The organism is Mesorhizobium caraganae, from assembly GCF_016836705.1.
Classification (GTDB): Bacteria; Pseudomonadota; Alphaproteobacteria; order Rhizobiales; family Rhizobiaceae; genus Mesorhizobium; species Mesorhizobium caraganae.
In genome coordinates this window covers 878645-895538 of the sequence record NZ_JAFCGY010000001.1, presented here as the reverse complement: position 1 = coordinate 895538, position 16894 = coordinate 878645, and the positions used below count along the sequence as shown (strand labels likewise).

General features: G+C 63.1%; 15 protein-coding genes and 1 tRNA gene. 9 read left to right on the top strand and 7 right to left on the bottom strand.

All coding sequences use genetic code 11. The features are described 5' to 3' along the window. Positions 1 to 171 precede the first annotated feature (171 nt). Complete coding sequence (locus JQK88_RS04465) at positions 172 to 1158, top strand: D-alanyl-D-alanine carboxypeptidase family protein (protein WP_203277596.1); 987 nt, start codon at positions 172 to 174, stop codon at positions 1156 to 1158. A gap of 267 nt (positions 1159 to 1425) precedes the next feature. On the opposite strand, the gene JQK88_RS04460 is transcribed toward JQK88_RS04465, so the two are convergent. Further along, positions 1426 to 1875, bottom strand: coding sequence for a universal stress protein (locus tag JQK88_RS04460; RefSeq protein WP_203277595.1), 450 nt, complete (start codon positions 1873 to 1875; stop codon positions 1426 to 1428). A gap of 458 nt (positions 1876 to 2333) precedes the next feature. Here JQK88_RS04460 and JQK88_RS04455 point away from each other — a divergent pair, with 458 nt between their 5' ends. Both JQK88_RS04455 and JQK88_RS04450 read left to right on the top strand, forming a co-directional pair. Then, on the top strand, positions 2334 to 3248 hold the full coding sequence (locus tag JQK88_RS04455) for a DUF1003 domain-containing protein (protein WP_203277594.1): 915 nt from the start codon (positions 2334 to 2336) through the stop codon (positions 3246 to 3248). 231 nt (positions 3249 to 3479) lie between these two features. Next, a tRNA-Arg gene (locus JQK88_RS04450) sits at positions 3480 to 3556 on the top strand. A 46-nt stretch (positions 3557 to 3602) separates the two neighbouring features. On the opposite strand, the gene JQK88_RS04445 is transcribed toward JQK88_RS04450, so the two are convergent. Next, the gene (locus JQK88_RS04445; RefSeq protein WP_203277593.1) at positions 3603 to 4304 is read right to left on the bottom strand and encodes a haloacid dehalogenase type II; all 702 of its coding nucleotides are present in this window, start codon (positions 4302 to 4304) and stop codon (positions 3603 to 3605) included. Positions 4305 to 4391: 87 nt separating this feature from the next. Here JQK88_RS04445 and JQK88_RS04440 point away from each other — a divergent pair, with 87 nt between their 5' ends. After that, on the top strand, positions 4392 to 5309 hold the full coding sequence (locus tag JQK88_RS04440; RefSeq protein WP_376740381.1) for a LysR substrate-binding domain-containing protein: 918 nt from the start codon (positions 4392 to 4394) through the stop codon (positions 5307 to 5309). Between the two features lie 12 nt (positions 5310 to 5321). Here JQK88_RS04440 and JQK88_RS04435 read toward each other — a convergent pair whose 3' ends face one another. Further along, positions 5322 to 6590 (bottom strand): YcaO-like family protein, encoded by a 1269-nt coding sequence (locus tag JQK88_RS04435; RefSeq protein ID WP_203277591.1) that lies wholly within the window; start codon positions 6588 to 6590, stop codon positions 5322 to 5324. Positions 6591 to 6706: 116 nt separating this feature from the next. Here JQK88_RS04435 and JQK88_RS04430 point away from each other — a divergent pair, with 116 nt between their 5' ends. Then, positions 6707 to 8440 carry an adenylate/guanylate cyclase domain-containing protein gene (locus tag JQK88_RS04430; RefSeq protein WP_203277590.1) on the top strand — a complete coding sequence of 578 codons (1734 nt, stop codon included), beginning with the start codon at positions 6707 to 6709 and terminating at the stop codon, positions 8438 to 8440. A 12-nt stretch (positions 8441 to 8452) separates the two neighbouring features. Here JQK88_RS04430 and JQK88_RS04425 read toward each other — a convergent pair whose 3' ends face one another. After that, entirely contained in the window at positions 8453 to 9031 is a 579-nt protein-coding gene (locus JQK88_RS04425) for a hypothetical protein (protein WP_203277589.1), read from the bottom strand. A gap of 164 nt (positions 9032 to 9195) precedes the next feature. On the opposite strand from JQK88_RS04425, the gene JQK88_RS04420 reads away from it, so the two are divergent. Further along, positions 9196 to 10545 (top strand): S8 family serine peptidase, encoded by a 1350-nt coding sequence (locus JQK88_RS04420; RefSeq protein ID WP_203277588.1) that lies wholly within the window; start codon positions 9196 to 9198, stop codon positions 10543 to 10545. Beyond that, complete coding sequence (locus JQK88_RS04415) at positions 10536 to 11654, top strand: DUF1501 domain-containing protein (RefSeq protein ID WP_203277587.1); 1119 nt, start codon at positions 10536 to 10538, stop codon at positions 11652 to 11654. Before JQK88_RS04420 ends, JQK88_RS04415 begins: the two co-directional genes overlap by 10 nt. Positions 11655 to 11733: 79 nt before the next feature. On the opposite strand, the gene JQK88_RS04410 is transcribed toward JQK88_RS04415, so the two are convergent. The 3 genes from JQK88_RS04410 to JQK88_RS04400 form a co-directional block, all read right to left on the bottom strand. Continuing rightward, complete coding sequence (locus JQK88_RS04410; protein ID WP_203277586.1) at positions 11734 to 11961, bottom strand: hypothetical protein; 228 nt, start codon at positions 11959 to 11961, stop codon at positions 11734 to 11736. Positions 11962 to 12154: 193 nt separating this feature from the next. Continuing rightward, the gene (locus JQK88_RS04405) at positions 12155 to 12337 is read right to left on the bottom strand and encodes a hypothetical protein (protein ID WP_181056758.1); all 183 of its coding nucleotides are present in this window, start codon (positions 12335 to 12337) and stop codon (positions 12155 to 12157) included. Between the two features lie 215 nt (positions 12338 to 12552). Next, a complete protein-coding gene (locus JQK88_RS04400) occupies positions 12553 to 13674 on the bottom strand; it encodes a LacI family DNA-binding transcriptional regulator (protein ID WP_203277585.1) in 1122 nt (373 codons plus the stop codon). 585 nt (positions 13675 to 14259) lie between these two features. Here JQK88_RS04400 and JQK88_RS04395 point away from each other — a divergent pair. Further along, positions 14260 to 15222, top strand: a complete 963-nt coding sequence (locus JQK88_RS04395; protein ID WP_181056760.1) for a sugar-binding protein — start codon at positions 14260 to 14262, stop codon at positions 15220 to 15222. A 122-nt stretch (positions 15223 to 15344) separates the two neighbouring features. Further along, entirely contained in the window at positions 15345 to 16883 is a 1539-nt protein-coding gene (locus JQK88_RS04390; RefSeq protein WP_192255465.1) for a sugar ABC transporter ATP-binding protein, read from the top strand. Positions 16884 to 16894: the final 11 nt, after the last annotated feature.

Here is a 16894-nt window from a genome sequence, read left to right as displayed (position 1 = left end):
TGGAGCCTGTTCTGCGCCGTCGGCGCCATTCCCCCTCTCCGTCTCGGCTTCGCCGAGCCACCTCTCCCCCGCTCCGCGGGGGCGAGGAAAACCAGGCTTCGCCGTTAACCAAATGGACGCGGGCAATGGGTTAGGCTAGGTTCCGGCCCTCTCAGCAACGCCGGACTTGCCTTGCCCGATTTCCACTTCCCCTCCCTCGCCCAAAGATTTGTCGCAGCCATCCTGCTGCTCGTCTTCGTTGCCGGCTGCAGCACCACCGCACCGCCCGACAGCGTGCTGGCGGTGCCGGCGCCGCAGGAGAAATATGCGGCCATCGTCGTCGATGCCAGCGGCAAGACGCTGTTCGAGGTCAGTTCGACGGCGCAGCGCTATCCGGCGTCGCTGACCAAGATGATGACGCTGTATCTGCTGTTCGAGGCGCTGGAGACCGGCCGCGTCTCCAAAGAGACGCAGATCCCGGTCTCCGACAATGCGGCCCGGCAGCCGCCGACCAAACTGCGCTTCAGGCGCGGCGAGAGCATCGATGTCGATTCGGCGATCCGGGCGATCGTGGTCAAATCGGCCAATGACGTGGCGGTGGCGGTGGGCGAATATCTTGGCGGCTCGGAAGACCAGTTCGCCGCCATGATGACGTCGAAGGCGCGCCAGATCGGCATGACCAGCACAGTCTTCCGCAACGCATCCGGCCTGCCCGACGCCGGCCAGCACACGACGGCGCGCGACATGGCAACGCTCGGCATGGCCTTGCGCGCCCGCTTCCCGCAACAGTTCCACTATTTCTCCAAAAGCGATTTCATGTTCCGTGGGCGGCTGGTGCGCGGCCATAACGACATGCTGGGGCGGGTGCGCGGCGTCGACGGCATCAAGACCGGCTATATCAGGGCCTCCGGCTACAACATCGTCACCTCCTACAATGCCGATGGCCGCCGGCTGATCGTGGTGGTGATGGGCGCCGACAGCGCCAGGCAACGCAACGACCATGTCGAAGCGCTGATCCAGCGCAGCCTCTCGCCAGCGATGGCCGATACGAAGACGCGGCTGATGTTTGCAGGAGACCAGCCGGCCGCGTCGCCGCTTCCCGGCCTGCCGCCATCTGGCTCGTCGCTTCCTGGCCTGACGCCGCCCGGTTTGCCGGCGCCTGGTTTGCCGACGCAGTAGCGTGGCGCAAGGACGGCGCCTGCACGAAGGCTCACAACGCTTCGTCATCCTAGGGCGGAGCAAGGAGCGAAGCGACGCGCGCAGACCCTAGGATCCATGCCGCGAGCTATGAGCGACGCTACCGTGCAAACCTGACACTGGAACACCAGATGTCCTCATTCTGCTCCGCTGCATTCTTCGGCAGACGTAACGGCATGGATCCTAGGGTCTACGCGCCGCTTCGCGTCGCTCCGCCCTAGGATGACGAAGTGAGAGCCGCTTGCAGCCCTACCGCACCACCAGAACCGGGATCTCTGTCAGCGACACGACTTCCGCGGTCTGGCTGCCCAGCACCAGCCTGCCCAGCCCGCGGCGGCCATGCGAGGCCATGACGATGAGGTCGCAGGCCTCGGCGCGGGAGACGTCGAGGATGGCCTCTGCCGGCGTCCTGTTCTCGATGTACAAGGTCTTTGCACGCACGCCGAGCGCGTCGGCCCGGGCCTTGCACTTGTCCAGCACCTCACGGCCATATTTGCGGGCGTTTCCCTCGTAATTGACCAGCTCTTCGGCGGCGACATAGCCGGCCATTGCGCCGCCCCAGGCCAGTGCCGGGAACGGCTCGGAAACGTTGATGAAGGTAACAGCGGCAGCGAGGCCCTTGGCCAGTTCGAGGCCGTGGGCGACGCCCTTGGCGGCGAGTTCCGAACCGTCGGTGGCGATCAGGATATGTTTGTACATGACGACAACCCTTGTTGTGACGGCAGCCCGACAGGCGCTTGATGGCGACATCGTCTGGGCTAGGCTTGATATAAGCGCCCGGCCCGGCTCGCTACAGGGTGAGGATGGGGCCAGCCGCCGATGACCATGACGCCAGGGTGGACCATCGCAGATGGCGCTCCCCCTCTCCGTCTCGGCTTCGCCGAGCCACCTCTCCCCCGCTCCGCGGGGGCGAGGAACCCAGGCTTTTGGAGGCCGCGACTTTTGAGATTGGCGTTTCCTCGCCCCCATGAAATGGGGGAGAGGTGGCCGCGCAGCGGACGGAGAGGGGGCTGGGCACTGCCCTATGCGATTGCAGGCAGACTGGCGGGGCCTGATCACAAGAACTTGCACGGATGCTCGATTTGCGCCGCAGCGATAGCTATGCCGCGCCGGCTTGGCGTAACGTGGCCGACAGCGCGACAGCAGGAGCCGGCATCATGAGCACAGCCCCAAAACCATCCGAGCAGGCCGACAGCGAAAACGACAGCGGCGGCGAGTATTTCGAGGCGCCGCCCGCCCACGAAGCCGAGCTGGTTGCCGACGAGGCGCTCGAAGCGCCCGAGGTGCCGGACTCCGAACCCGCCGGTCATGGCCGCCTGAAGCCGAAGCGAAAACCGTCGGCGATTTCAGGTAGAAAGTTCCGCAAGCGCGACCTGGTGCGCATCGACGATCTCAGGCCGAGCCTTGCCGACCGCATCCGCTCCGACCATCCCGACCTGCCGCGCGGCGCCCGCATCAGCCGCGAGGAGCTCGGCCGCTACCGCATGCGCTACATGGAGGAGTTGCTGCAGCAGGAGCACGGCGAATTCTCCGAGCTCGACCGCCAGGTGGTCGAATCGATCGCCAGGCAGGACACGATTTCGGAAAACTCGGAAGAGGAGTTCGAGGAGCACAGGTCGTTCGCCGACCGCGTCTCCGACAATATGGCGGCCTTCGGCGGCAGCTGGTGGTTCCTGATCTCGTTCGGCAGCGTGCTTTTGGTGTGGATCGGCATCAACCTGCTCGAGGGCTTGCAGAGCGCCTTCGACCCCTACCCCTTCATCCTGCTCAACCTCCTGCTCTCCTGCATAGCCGCCATCCAGGCGCCGATCATCATGATGAGCCAGAGACGGACGGAGGCCAAGGACCGCCTGCGCTCCTTCAACGACTACCGGGTGAACCTGAAAGCCGAGCTGGAAGTGCGCCATCTGCACGAAAAGCTCGACTACCTGATCTCCCGCCAATGGACGCGGCTGGCCGAAATGCAGCAGATGCAGCTGGATGCGATGCACGAGCTGACGGGTGCCAAGAAGGCGAAGCGGACGGTACGCAGTGTAAGGAAGAGGGCGGTGAAGGGTGAGGCGGCGGGATGAGGTCCGCGTAGCGGACAAAAAGCCAATTGCTTGGCTTTTTGAATTACGAACGCCCTGAGCCTGCGAAGGGCAGGATGCGGCAGGATGCGGCACAATGCGGCCAAACCCTTGCCGGGGGCCGAGCCAAGTTCGCGTCGCCCCTCCAATTGCCCGTTGAAGCCCGCCACGGCTTCCGCTAAGAAGCCGTTGCTGGCCGGCCTATCGGCTGGTTCGTTTTCAGGTTCCCTGAAGGCACCCGTAGCTCAGCTGGATAGAGCGCTGCCCTCCGAAGGCAGAGGTCACAGGTTCGAATCCTGTCGGGTGCGCCAGGCCGTCACCCCTGAGGTGACGCGCCTCGTGCGCGCCTACCGGGCCTTAAAGCCAGCCTGCGGCTTCGAACAACCCGGGCACGTCATCCAGGCCGTGGGCGACCGCGTCCGGCTGGTAGTCGGGCGGCGGGCGGCGGCCGGTGCCGCGGTCGACCCACACGGCGCGGAATTTGAGATCGCGCGCGGCGGCCAGGTCGAGATGCGGGCTGGCGCAGATGTGCACAAGCTCGTCCCTGGTCACACCGAGGGTTCGCCAGGCATGTTCGAAAATCTGCCGCGACGGCTTGTAGGCCTGTGCCTGCTCGGCGGTGATGACCCGGTCGATCGATCCGCCGAGCTGCGCGACGTTGCCGGCGATGATGGCGTCATCGGTGTTGGAGATGATCGCCAGCTTGAAGCCGGCATCCTTTAGCCGGCGCAGCGTCGCGACGACTTCGGGAAATGGCGGCATCTTGCCGATCGACGAGGTCAGCAGTTCCGCGTCGTCGGGCGCCGCTTCGAGCGAGAACTCCCGCAGCGCCAGCCGCAAGGCCTTTGCGGTGACGTCGGCGAAGGACAAATGCGGCCTGGTGTGCTCGAGCTCGTGCTCGTGCCGGTCATAGATGGGGATGAAGTCCCTCGCTTCTATCTTGCGGCCCTTGCGCGCGAGGATCGTTTCCATCGCCGCCATCAGGCCTTCATCCCACTGGATCAGCGTTCCGTAGCAATCGAATGTCAGCCAGGTCGGGCGCGGCCCGTTCAATGCCATTTGGAGATACCTCAGGGGAAGTTGGCTGGACACTGGCAGCGATTTCAGTCATTTGAAAATTAAATGTTGCGATAGGATCAAGTGGAAATTCGAATGGAGCTGGATCTCGATCTGTTGCGCAGCTTCGTCGCGGTGGTCGAAACCGGCGGGTTTACGCGCGCGGCGGAGCGCGTGCACCTGACGCAATCGACCATCAGCCAGCAGATCAAGCGGCTGGAGGACAGCGTCGGCCACAGCCTGCTGGTGCGCGAGCGCGCGCCGGGCGGCGTACAGGTCACCGAAGAGGGCGAAGTGTTGCTCGGCTATGCGCGCCGGCTGCTGTCGATCTCGGCCGAGGCGGAAGCGGCCTTGCGGCAGCCCGCGGCGCCGAAGACGGTGCGGCTCGGCGTGCCGGAAGACTTTGCCGGCCGGCGGCTGATCGACCTGCTGTCGGGTTTTTCCCGGGCGTCGCCGCACCTGCGGCTCGACACCGTGAGCGGCTGGAGTTTCGAGCTGCGGCGTCTGCTCGACAATGGCGAGATCGATCTGGCGCTGATCAAGCGCGAACCTGGCGACGCGCCTTGCCTGGGGCGCTGGGAGGAGACGCTGGTCTGGGTGGCCGGCGCGTCCGGGGCGCTCGACGCCGACCCCGTGCCGCTCGCCATGTTTCCGCAAGGCTGCATCTACCGGCAACGGGCGACGCGCGCGATCGAGGCGACAGGGCGGATGTGGCGCATCGCCTATACAAGCCAGGGGCTGATCGGCGTGCAGGCGGCGGTGGCGTCGGGGCTGGGCATCAGCCTGCTGCCGGTGGATGCGGTGCTTCCCGAGCACCGCCTGCTCACCGCTGCCGACGGTTTTGCCGAGCAGCCGCCGTCGGAGCTGGCGTTGATCGCGCCCTCACGACGGCTGGATGCGCCGGCGCGCGACCTGGCCGCGTTTCTGGTCGCAAACATCGGCGGCATTCTGCATGGCTCTGTCGCCCGGCCGAAGGAAGCGCGGCGTCCGGTTGCGGCCCTGCGCTAGCTGGTTTCGGCGCTAAAACGGGAAAGGGTCTCGGCATATGGAGCTCGCAGGCCCGAGGCCAAGAGTGCCTGGAACAGAATAGAGCCTGCCCGGACCAAACCTCGGTTTGGTCGAACGCAAGCCGGGAGCGAACATGCGGACAAGGGACCGCTGCTCATCCTGCATCAGGATGACGGCGAATATTTCCAGGTTTCGTTCGTGGCAGAGTTTGACGCATGAGGCGTAGTCAAGTGTCGTTTCATCCGCGCAGGCAGGGCCGCCACCCTGCAAATATGGACACAGCCCCAGATCCGTCTCTCGATGCCAGCGATAAAGTTTCCGCGCTCCGGGCGTAAAGCGGGTCGTTCCCTGTTGCTGCGCCTGTTGGGAGAGCAGAGCAAGGTTCGCTTCGCATTGAGCAAGCTCGCCAACCGCCCTTGTGGCAGCCGCTGACCACGATGCGCCTGCCGCAAATCCCATCGCCGGACACCGGCCGGACCTGTCGCTGGAGATTGCCGCGACTATCGGCACCGCCAAATCCAGCGTAAGGCGCAAAAGCCGCAATTCACGACCTTGGTGCCGAAGCCAGTCCTCGTAAGAAGATACGGTGTCGCTTGCCATCGACTTCGGATCGATTCGAGGCAAAACAAGTCGATTGTACCACCAGATGGAGGTCGCATCTCGCTCTATCAGCTCGAGAAGTGCGCTCATCGCAGCGTCCTCAGGGTTGGCGCCCAGCGCAAGTCCGTTGGAGTCGGCAGCCGGCAAAGATGATTGCTTGCCACCGGGATCATATCCGAGGAAACACAACCCCGCGGGCACCCAGGCTTGCTCCGTACCGAGCTTGTCGTCACTCAGGATCCAGTCTTCAGGCGCGGATCTATCCCAGCGGGCCGGAACCATGTTGCGGGGTTGTCGGTTCCCGGCCTCTCGCCGGTCATATTGCTCTTCGCTGAAAAGAAGGATGCCGGGCGGCTCGACGACCCGCCCATGAATCGCATCGGCACACGACCGGAGAAGTCGCCCCTCGGGAATGATCTGGGCGAAGTGGGTCTCGTCCGCCTCATAAAGGCAGCCTTGCAGCGCCTGCTCGACTGTCGTGCCCCAACCGGACACGAAGTAAGTGCTCTCATCGCCATCCCTGGCGGCGCGAACGCGGCCGGCGGCCACCGTGAGAGGACAGCCGAGCAATGGGTCCGAGATCACCACCGGGCCATAGAGAAGACTAGACCCCACGCAGACCTCGAATGTGCGTATCTTTCGCGTTGCGAGCGCTTCTGAACGGATTTCGCTCTGTCGCACGCCCGAAGCTCTTGGTGCAGCAGTTTACACGCTGCCATGCGCGATAGCATCATGCAAATGTGCTAAAGTACGTTCGGACGTCCGACCCGAGGTATGGATTGACCCCAAAGCCTGGATTGACCGCAAACAACGGCACGCTGAAGCGACGCCTGACTGCGATCGTGGTCGCAGACGTGGTCGGCTATTCGCAACAAATGGCGGAAGACGAGGAAGGAACGTTTACCCGCGTCCGAGCGCTGATGCACGACGAGATCCCGGGCTACGTTCATCGGCATGACGGCCGCGTTGTAAAGAACACCGGCGACGGTATCGTAGCGGAGTTCCTCAGTGCGGTCGAAGCGGTCCGGTGTGGGGTGGCTATCCAGGCCTATCTCGCAAGCCCCGAGCGGCCGTCGCCCGGTCTGTCGCTTCGGATGGGCATAAATTTCGGCGACATTATCGTCGACGGCGACGGAGACGTGTTCGGCGACGGCGTCAACGTGGCTGCACGCCTTGAACAGATCGCAGCTCCCGGAGGCATTTGCCTTTCGGCAAAAGTGCATGAGGAGGTCCGCGCGGGGCTGCAATTGCCCTTCGAATATTGCGGTGACTTCCTGCTCAAGAACATTCCCCGACCCGTGGCGGTCTACTCGCTTATTCACAGACCCGAGAGCCCCTCGCCGAGCATCGGCGCCGAGATTTCGGGCTCGAACACGCCATCGATCCTGGTCCGCCCATTTGTCAGCACCGGCGGCGTGGAACCCTATTTCAGCGAAGGGTTCACGGAAGACGTCATCACCGAGCTGACGCGGTTCACGCAGCTCTCCGTCGCGTCATATCATACCTCGATGCGGCTCAAGGATGTGGAGCTGCCAAAGCTGGTCTCGGATATCGGGCTCGATTTCGAGCTTGCGGGGCGAATCCGCAGGATGGGGAAGCGTATCCGCCTGTCGTGCGAACTGGTTGACGCAACGTCCGGCGGCGACGTTTGGGCCGAGCATTATGACAGCGACGATCAGGACATTTTCGATGTGCAGGACGAACTGGTCCGCAAGATCGTGGGCACAGTCATCGGGCGCCTCAAGGCAGCGGGTGCGGAGAAGGCGCGGCGCAAGCCGCCGGCCAATCTGGCGGCCTATGAGTGCGTGCTGCGCGGCAATGCCCTGCCGCTAGGCGACCTCGCGTGCGAAGCGGAAGCCAGGCAATGGTATCAGCGCGCCATCGACCTCGATCCGACCTATGGGCGCGCCTACGCCAAGCTGGCTCACTACAAGCAGCTGGAATGGTTTCGCGACATGGGATCTTCCGATGCCTTGCTCGACGAGGCGCACGCAATTGCCAAGAAGGCGGTGGCGCTCTCCGCCAACGATCCGGTTTGCCTCAACATTCTCGGCTGGGTGCTGCTGCACCGGCGAGACTTCGACGTCGCCGGGCAACTCTACGCACGGGCCCTCTACCTCAATCCGAACGATCCCGAGCAGGTTTCCTATCTCGGCACTCTCTACACATTTTGCGGCGAACCGGATCGCGCCATGCAATGGTTCGAGCGGGCGCAGGTGCTCGATCCTCTTTATGAACCATCCTGGTATTGGCCGTTTCGCGGCATCGTCCACTTCATTGCGGGCCGGCCCGAGCAGGCGTTGGTCGCTTTGAGCCGTTCGTCGACAATGCCGACATGGGTTACGGCCTACATGGCCGCTTCGAGCTCGGCGCTTGGCCGGGACAGCGACGCAAAGTTGTATGCGGCTCGCGTGTTGGCAGGTACGCCCAGCTTTTCCTGCAGTCGATTCGTCGCCAAGGAGCCCTATCGCCTGGAAGAGGATCGGGCCACGCTGCTCAAAGGGCTGCTCGCCGCCGGGCTGCCGAACTGATATTGAAGTTTGCTATCGGCAGCCGAAAAGGACCGCGGACGCAAGCTCGTCATGATAGTGCCGACCCTGTGCGTTGTTGTGGTACGTCCCCAGGTAACCTATCAGGTCCTCGCGCGTGACAACGCCTTCCGGCAGGGCCGGCAGGACCACAGTCAGCTCCGTTGGGGCATCGCACACCAGTTTCACTTTCGCGTCGACGATCTGCTCCAGCACAATCTTAAGTTCGCTTAGAAGAGTAGCGTCATTCAGGTCTTTTACTTTCGACACTACGCCATTCAGCAAGCTCTTGCCTTTGTAGTCGATATCGACACCGCCAAGATCAACGACACGCAAGGTTTTTCCCGTAGTGCCTGTGATCTGTCCTACCCTCACACTTCGAAGACCGCCATTTTTATCTCCAGTGCGCAGAGCTATGACGTCATTAACCGTGAAGGCGTTCGGTATGTCGACGGTTATACGCAAAGGACTTGTCGAAACTACCGCCGATACAGTCGCCGTGAATGCGGGCGGTAAAGCCTTCAGCCAGGCTCCCACGAGCGCCGCGCCAATCTCCTGGGCCTGTCGGCCCTGCTTGAGTTTCACCTTGGGCACAACCGTTGCTCCCCGCGCTTTGAGGCGTGCGAGAACAACCTAGGCTGCTTTTTCTTTGGCCGCAAGAAGAGCCTCAAACGGTTCGCCTCCAAAGCTTTGCCGTGGACAGAAAGAGCTATTGGGAGCATGCTGCCAGTCAGTCGACCAGCAGATGGGGGGGATCCATGAGGTTCGCCTGGCTTGTGACTTTTCTCGCCGCCACATTTTCCGCGGCCACGATCGTGCACGCGGACGAAGACCCGGACGGGCCGCAAGTAACGCAACACACATTCATCGCGCCACTTGCGGACAAGGACAGATTTGGATCGGTTATCGCCAGCCTGAACAAGATGAATCTGTCGGGGGACCCCCTGCAGGCCGTCGACATGCCGGACCTGGGATTTAGCCTGGTCACTGGAAGCTTTACCGATGAGGAAGCGAACAAGCTTCTATCCGAAGGGTACGAGGAACCGGACTCCCCGGAAGTAAGCCTGTTCGCGGATGGCGGTTGCGAAGCACGTAGCCGGCTAGAGCCTGTGACGGGTGACAAGCTCGTGCCGCCGAGCGTTTGCAGAGTCGTCGGGTCGCCCAGTCCTGTGACCAACGGGTCCGCGGTCTGGATCATCGATAGCGGCGTCGACGACGACGTCGTCACAAAAGGGCTTCTCAATATTTCGGAACGGATCGACTGTATGACCACTACCTGCAGCACGACCACCGGCGCGCCAGACACTCAAGGTCACGGCACGATGGTTGCAGGGATCATTGGCGGAAAGCGTGTGCCAGGTGCAACAAGCGGTCAATTCCTTGGCATCGTTGGGGTCAGCCCCGGGGTGCCGCTCAAGATTGTCAAGGCGTTTGAGGATAATAAGTCGAAGATCGTCGGGCCGCCGCTTGTCGCCCTGCAATATGTCAGTGATCATGCGTCCGCCGGCCAAATCCTGAACATCAGCTGGGGCGCGCAGTTCTTGGAGACCGCGAGGAAGGGTGGCCAATTGGACCTGCTTGGTCAGATGGACAAGCTGCTGTTTGCGATCGCAAACAAGCAGGTCCGCATTGTGATTGCGGCGGGCAATGCGCGGGACGACGACGAGGCGTCGTGGGTACAGTCCTTTTTCCCCGCCAATGCGTCGGAATATTTTTCTCCAAACCCGACGCAAGGCTTCATCCAAAGTGTCTCGGCATCCGACAGCACTTATGTCACCGGCACCGGCACCGGCGCGTGCAGCACCGTTTCAAACGGGTGGTGTGATGTGCTTTGGAATGGCGGCGCTTTTGGCGCGGCCATGTCCGAGCCCGGCGTCGGCGTCCCGGTGCTTTGGCGGAGTACAAACAACACCCACAAGCTAAGACAGAATATCTGTTCGGGGACGTCCCTTGCCGCTCCAGTCCTGGCGGGACTGCTGGCCCGGCCCACTCCGAATTTGCAGGAGGTCCCGATCAAAAAGGGTGTGATCCCAAATGCCGATCAGCTTGGATTTTCGACGCCCGGAACGCCGGACGTCTCTGATCCGGACTATCCGAAATGCAATTGACGCGCCGCACGGCCCTCCAGGGTTTGGGTCTTACCTCGCTGTTTGCGACCAGCGCAGGGCTTGCTTCGGCGGTTTTTGCCGGCGACAGCCACCCGCGACTGCTGGTCGTCCACCTTCGGGGCGGACTTGATGCGCTGGCCGCGCTGCCGCCCCATGGTGATCCGGATTTCCGGCGGGTGCGAGGCAGGGCGAGAGAACTTGACAACTCCGACGACGCGTTCGGTGTGAAGCTTGATCCGCTGTTTGCGCTTCATCCCGCGCTGGAACCTCTTGCTCGGTTCTATTCGGCCGGCGAATTGCTGATCCTGCCCGCGACGGGCATCCCGGGTATCGGGAAATCGCATGACGCCGCGCAGAGGGTCCTGTTCGACGGCGATGTCGACGGCGGCGATTTTGGCTGGCCAGGAAGAGCCGCTTCGGTGCTGTCGCAAGGAAGGCAAGCCATCTGGCGTGTAGCGCCGGCCGACCTGCCAAATGACGCGCTTTTGGATCTTGTGTTGGCCAATCCGGGACTGGACATCGCCCGCCTTTGCCTCGGTGAGGCGTCCGGTTCAGCCGGAGACGCGGTGCAGACATTGCTTGCGCGGCGACATGCGCTGAGTGCCGCCAGCTTTGCCGCAGCGGCGACCTCCGCGGCGCAGGCGCTGTCCAGGCCGGACGGTCCGCGCGTGGCCCTGCTGCAGTTGGACGGCATCGATACCCACGTTGCTCAGGGAGAGCGTCTTTCGGCGACCCTTGGGACATTGGCGCGCGGTGTCGTCGCGTTCTCGGAAGCGGCAGCCGCAATCTGGCGCCAAACCGTTGTGCTCGGCATTACGGAATTTGGGCGCTCTGCCCACTTCAACGAACAAGGCGGCACCGACCATGGCAGTGCCAGCGTAGCGTTCTTGATGGGTGGTGCGATAGCCGGGGGGCGGATCGCGGGTCGCTGGCCCGGATTGGCGGCAGATCAGCTTCACGAGGGGACCGACTTGGCGGTTACCACCGATGCCCGCTCGATCGTCAATGCGGTGTTGAAAGACCATCTTGGACTCTCGAGCCAGGCAATGGCGATGGTCGCTCCAAGTGCATCGGGCCTTCAAGCAGTCAAAGGCTTGTTTCAGACTTGATGCACCCTTGGCAGAACGCGTAGCGGCGCCGACGTCCGTTCGCGGGGACCACACGCCGGGATCGACGCAATCGCGGCGGCTAAAACCCGAACAATTCCTTGCGCAGGGCGTCTTCGTATTTCGCCTTCAGGTCCCGGACCTTGCCGCGCATCTCGTCTTCCTTGAAATGCGCCGCTTCCCATGTGTCGACCTCTGCGACCGAATGATTGACGGAGGCCAGTTCCTCTTCCTGCTTGATCGCCGCTATCCACTCTTCCACCGCGGCCTTGTAAGCGCTCTGGAGTCGGTCGATGTTGTCCGCTGGCATGGCACGCTCCCTTGTTGAGACCGCCATTTTTAGGTTAACCCTATGAACGGACTAAGACAGCCAGCAGGCCACGGGCCGTGGCGTTAACCACCCTTTGTGCCGGCTAAAATTGCCCCTCTGGCCTTTTGTCTCAGCCGCTCTATCTGGCTGATGTTAGCCTTATCCTCTGATGGAGGTTTTGATGGATCGGCGATCATTCTTGACAGCATTGTTCGGCGTTGCGGGGGCCGCGGCGCTTGCTACTACGGTTCGGCCTCTCGAGGCCGTGGCCGGGGTTCCCAATGTCGGTAACGGCATTCTCGATGAGCTCGACAAGCAGGATGCCAGTGCTTTCGATGACGACGAAGGCCCGGGCGATGTCGAGCAGATCTACCATCGGCGATGGCACCGTCGTCATCACAGGCGGCGCGTCTGGAGACGGCATTGCCGCAGGTTCTGGCGGTATGGCCGGTGGCACAGGCGCTGCTACCGCAGGCGCTCCTATGTCATCTTGCGGTTCTAGCCGCAGGATGATCCCGAGGTTCGGACAAATCCTGCCCTGAGGCGCAAGTACTGAACAGACCCATCCCGATTTGCTTCGGGATGGGTCTGTCAGGTTTGCCCCGCCACCGCGGCTACCGAGTCCCGCTCGACCAGTGGGCATTCGAGCTTGGTGATGGGATAGCGGCCGCGGCCGGGCGGCGGCGGCACCTCGAGCTGCTCGATCGCCCATTGGCCCATGGCCATGTGCGGCAGGATCGACGTCGTCAGCGGCGGGAACAGATGCCGGGCGATCTCCTCATCGTCATAGCCGACGACGGAGATGTCCTGCGGTATGTGCAGGCCCGCCTCCTTCAGCGCTTCGTAGCAGCCGATTGCCGTGCGGTCGTTCTGGCAGAAGATGGCGGTCGGGCGATCTTTGAGCGCCAGAAGCTTGACGGTCGCGGCATAGCCGGCGCTGGCCGACCAGTCGCCTTCGACCACCAGTTCCGGATCGAACGGGATGTCTGCGGTAGCGAGCGCCCTGCGGTAGCCCTTCAGGCGGTCCTGCGCGGCCTGCATCCACGGCTCTCCGGTGATGGTGGCGATGCGGCGGTGGCCGTGGCCGATCAGATGCCGGGTCGAACTCTGGCCGCCGGCGATCTCGGAAGGAACCACGGCGGGGAAGGCATAGTCGGATGTGTAGCAGTTGAGCAGGATGACCGGGATGTCGAGGCTGTAGAGGAAGTCCGGTGCTGAGATCTCGCGGGTGAAGATGGTCATGTAGATCAGCGCCGAGATGCCGCGCTTGGTGAGGGCCGCAATGGCGCGCGGCTCCATGACGGCGTCGCCCATGGTCTGCGCCACCAGCAAGACATTGCCGGCGTTCCACGACGCCTGGCGCGCGCCCTCGATGGCGACGACGGCTTCCGGACTGGTCGCCAGCTGATCGACGGCGAAGCCGATGACGCCATCAAGCCCTTCGAAAGCGGGAACCGGTTTGCGCAGCGCCGAGAAGGCGGGCGCGGAATAGCCGAGCGCACGCGCGGCGTCGATCACCCGCTCGCGCGTCTGCTGCGACAGCCTGATGCCGGGCGAATTGTTGAGCACGAAAGAGACGGTCGCCTGCGAGCAGCCGGCAGCCCTGGCAATATCCGTCATGGTGACGCGGCCGCCTTTGGCGGTTCTCGCCGGCGCCTTGCGCCGCCGCGCCGCGTCGCTGGCCGGGCCGTCCGGGTCAATCGTATCGCTCATGGCATTCGTGTCCCCAATCCACGGCCTGTCTAGCGGCAGCCAGTCAGGCCGACAAGATGGTTCGGCGCCATCCACTAATAGAAGTCGCCGGATATGATTATGTTTATTAGCAGCTTCAGCTCGCTGCCGCTACGCCTCTCCGTTCGGTTGTAACTCAACAACCGCAAGGCATCCGCTTGGATGCCGCCGAAGCGGCGCACCTTGGGAGAACGAGCCCCGCCGCCTTGCCAGCGCCCTCGCGTGAGACCCTTTACTAATACTGTTTACTAATACAAAAATGCGCTGTAACGTCAATCCGCCGCGTCCGGTCCGGCTGGGACCCGCGCGGCGAGAAGTGGGCGTGAATGGCCTGACGGCGAGCGGGGATTGCCTCCGCAAGCTCTGTCTCGGACATGTGATATGTCAGACAAATCAGACTATTTACGAGCATGGGATGAGTCTCTAAAGTCCGTAATCGCGACTGGAACGACGCCATTCTTTCAGTGCCGGGAACCCTGAGGAGGAGGGCGTCCAAATCGCAAGCGGCAATTCAGTGAATGCAAGATCGGTTCAGTCCGACGACTGAGCCAAAACGGGAGGTTGAACATGAAATCCTTGATACGACATGCATCCGTAGCCACGGCAGCCCTGCTGCTTGGCCTGACGGCGACAGCCATTGCGCGCGCCGACGACAAGCCGACGCTGGCCTTCGTCGTCAACGGCGCGTCCGACTTCTGGAAGGCGGCGGAAGCCGGCGTCAAGAAGGCGCAGGGCGAGTTGCCCGACTACAATCTCGAACTCAAATATCCCGAGCAGTCCTCGGTCGCCATCCAGCAGCGGCTGATGGACGATCTGGTGACTGCCGGCGTCAAGGGGATCATGGTCTCGGCCGTCGACCCCAAGACCTCGACCGACGGTCTGAACAAGATCGCCTCTGAGACGGCGCTGTTCACCACCGACTCCGATGCCCCGCAGACCAAGCGCGTCGCCTATATCGGCTCGTCCAATGTCGACGCCGGCAAGCAGGCGGCCGAGATCGCCAAGAAGGCGATGCCCGACGGCGGCAAATGCCTCGGCTTCGTCGGCCTGCTCGGCGCCGACAATGCCAAGGAACGCATCCAGGGCATGAAGGACGGTCTCGCCGGCAGCAAGATCGAACTGGTCGACGTGCGCGGCGACGACATCGACCAGGCGCGCGCCAAGAAGAATGTCGAGGACGCGCTGGTCGCCAGCCCCGACATCACCTGCATGGTCGGTTTCTACTCCTACAACACGCCGCGCATCTATGAAGCGCTGCGCGACGCCGGCAAGCTCGGCTCGATCACCGTCGTCGGTTTCGATGACGATCCGATCACGCTGGGCGGCGTCAAGGAAGGCACGGTGGCGGCGACCGTCGTGCAGCAGCCCTTCGAATGGGCCTACCAGGGCATGAAGCTGATGGCCGCCTATCTCAAGGGCGACAAATCCGGCATTCCGGAAGGCGGCCTGATCATCATCCCGACCAAGATCATCGGCAAGGACGATGTCGACGCCTATGCGGCCAATCTGAAGGCGATGTCCGGAAACTGAGGCCACGAGCGGTTACGCCGGCTCAAGGTTCGCCTTGGGCCGGCGATCGTGTTGACGGGCGGGCGAAGGCCCGTCAGTCTGCTGAAGGGGCCATTTTGGCCCAGCGGCTGCTGTCAGGCTTGATGAACTATTCCGACACATCCATTGCAGCGACTACCCCGTTCCTCGGCCTCGAGAACGTGCGCAAGAGCTATCCAGGCGTTGTCGCGCTGGACGGCTTTTCCATGGAGGTCAGGCCGGGTGAGGTCATCGGCCTGGTCGGCGAAAACGGCGCCGGCAAATCGACCTTGATGAAGATCCTCGGCGGCGTCACCCGGCCGGACAGCGGCATCATTACCGTCGACGGCGTTGCGCATGACGGCCTTAGCGTCGAAGGCAGCCTGGGGTCGGGCATCGCCTTCGTCCACCAGGAACTCAACCTGTTCGAAAACCTCGACGTCGCCGCCAACATCTTTTTCGGCCGCGAGCCGTTGCGTGGCGGGCCGCTGCGGCTGGTCGACCGCGCCAGGCTGCGCGAGATGGTGGCGCCATTGTTGAAGCGCGTCGGCGCCAATTTCTCCGCCGATACGCCGGTCGCCGACCTGTCGCTGGCGCAGCAACAGATGGTCGAGATCGCCAAGGCGCTGTCGATCAAGGCGCGGCTGGTCATCCTCGACGAGCCGACCTCAAGCCTGCCGATCGCCGAAACCGACAAGCTGCTCGACGTCATCAAGGCGCTGAAGGCCGATGGTATCAGCGTCATCTTCATCTCGCACCGGCTGCACGAGGTCGAGCGCGTCGCCGACCGGGTGGTGGTGTTGCGCGACGGCATGCTGGCCGGCACTTTGCCGAAGAGCGCCATCAACCACGACCAGATGGTCAAGCTGATGATCGGCCGCATGCTGAAGGAGCGCGAGAAAGCGTCCGAAGCGGCGCGGGCACCGGGCGCAACGGCGCTATCGGCCAAAGCTGTACGCACCCCCGCCTACCCTGCCCGGCCGGTCGATCTCGATGTCAGGCGTGGCGAAATCCTCGGCCTTGCCGGCCTTGTCGGCTCCGGCCGGACCGAACTGGCGCGGGTGTTCTTCGGCATAGACAGCACGCTTGGCGGCGCGCTCGAACTCGACGGCAAGCCGCTTGTCCTGGGCTCGGCGGCCGATGCCGTCGCGCACGGCATTTTTCTCGTCCCGGAAGACCGCAAGCTGACCGGGATACTGCTCGATTTGTCGATCGCGCAAAACATTTCGCTGCCCGATCTGCCGGCCCATGCGAAGCGCCAGCTGGTGTCGGCAAAAGCGGAGACCGTCACAGCCGAGAAGCAGAAGAAGGATCTCGGCATCAAGGCGCCATCGGTGCAGACGCGCACCGGCACGCTGTCGGGTGGCAACCAGCAGAAGGTGGTGCTGGGCAAGTGGCTGGCGATGAACCCCAGGGTGATGATCCTCGACGAGCCGACGCGCGGCATCGACATCGGCGCCAAGGCCGAGATTTACGGGCTGATGCGGGCGCTGGCCGATGCCGGCGTCGCCGTGCTGATGATCTCCAGCGACATGGAAGAGGTGATCGGCGTGTCCGACCGCATCGCCGTCATGCATGAGGGCCAGATTTCCGGCATTCTCGACAAGGAACAATTCAGCCAGGAAAACGTGCTGTTGCTGGCGGTCGGCAAGAAGCCGAATTAGGCTTTGTTTGC

What these genes read in the sequence shown, in the direction of transcription:
- JQK88_RS04460 (WP_203277595.1), bottom strand. Translation starts at nt 1,875, where the DNA reads ATGTACAAACATATCCTGATCGCCACCGACGGTTCGGAACTCGCCGCC.
- JQK88_RS04455 (WP_203277594.1), top strand. Translation starts at nt 2,334, where the DNA reads ATGAGCACAGCCCCAAAACCATCCGAGCAGGCCGACAGCGAAAACGAC.
- JQK88_RS04445 (WP_203277593.1), bottom strand. Translation starts at nt 4,304, where the DNA reads ATGGCATTGAACGGGCCGCGCCCGACCTGGCTGACATTCGATTGCTAC.
- JQK88_RS04420 (WP_203277588.1), top strand. Translation starts at nt 9,196, where the DNA reads ATGAGGTTCGCCTGGCTTGTGACTTTTCTCGCCGCCACATTTTCCGCG.
- JQK88_RS04415 (WP_203277587.1), top strand. Translation starts at nt 10,536, where the DNA reads ATGCAATTGACGCGCCGCACGGCCCTCCAGGGTTTGGGTCTTACCTCG.
- JQK88_RS04410 (WP_203277586.1), bottom strand. Translation starts at nt 11,961, where the DNA reads ATGCCAGCGGACAACATCGACCGACTCCAGAGCGCTTACAAGGCCGCG.
- JQK88_RS04405 (WP_181056758.1), bottom strand. Translation starts at nt 12,337, where the DNA reads ATGGTAGATCTGCTCGACATCGCCCGGGCCTTCGTCGTCATCGAAAGC.
- JQK88_RS04400 (WP_203277585.1), bottom strand. Translation starts at nt 13,674, where the DNA reads ATGAGCGATACGATTGACCCGGACGGCCCGGCCAGCGACGCGGCGCGG.
- JQK88_RS04395 (WP_181056760.1), top strand. Translation starts at nt 14,260, where the DNA reads ATGAAATCCTTGATACGACATGCATCCGTAGCCACGGCAGCCCTGCTG.
- JQK88_RS04390 (WP_192255465.1), top strand. Translation starts at nt 15,345, where the DNA reads ATGAACTATTCCGACACATCCATTGCAGCGACTACCCCGTTCCTCGGC.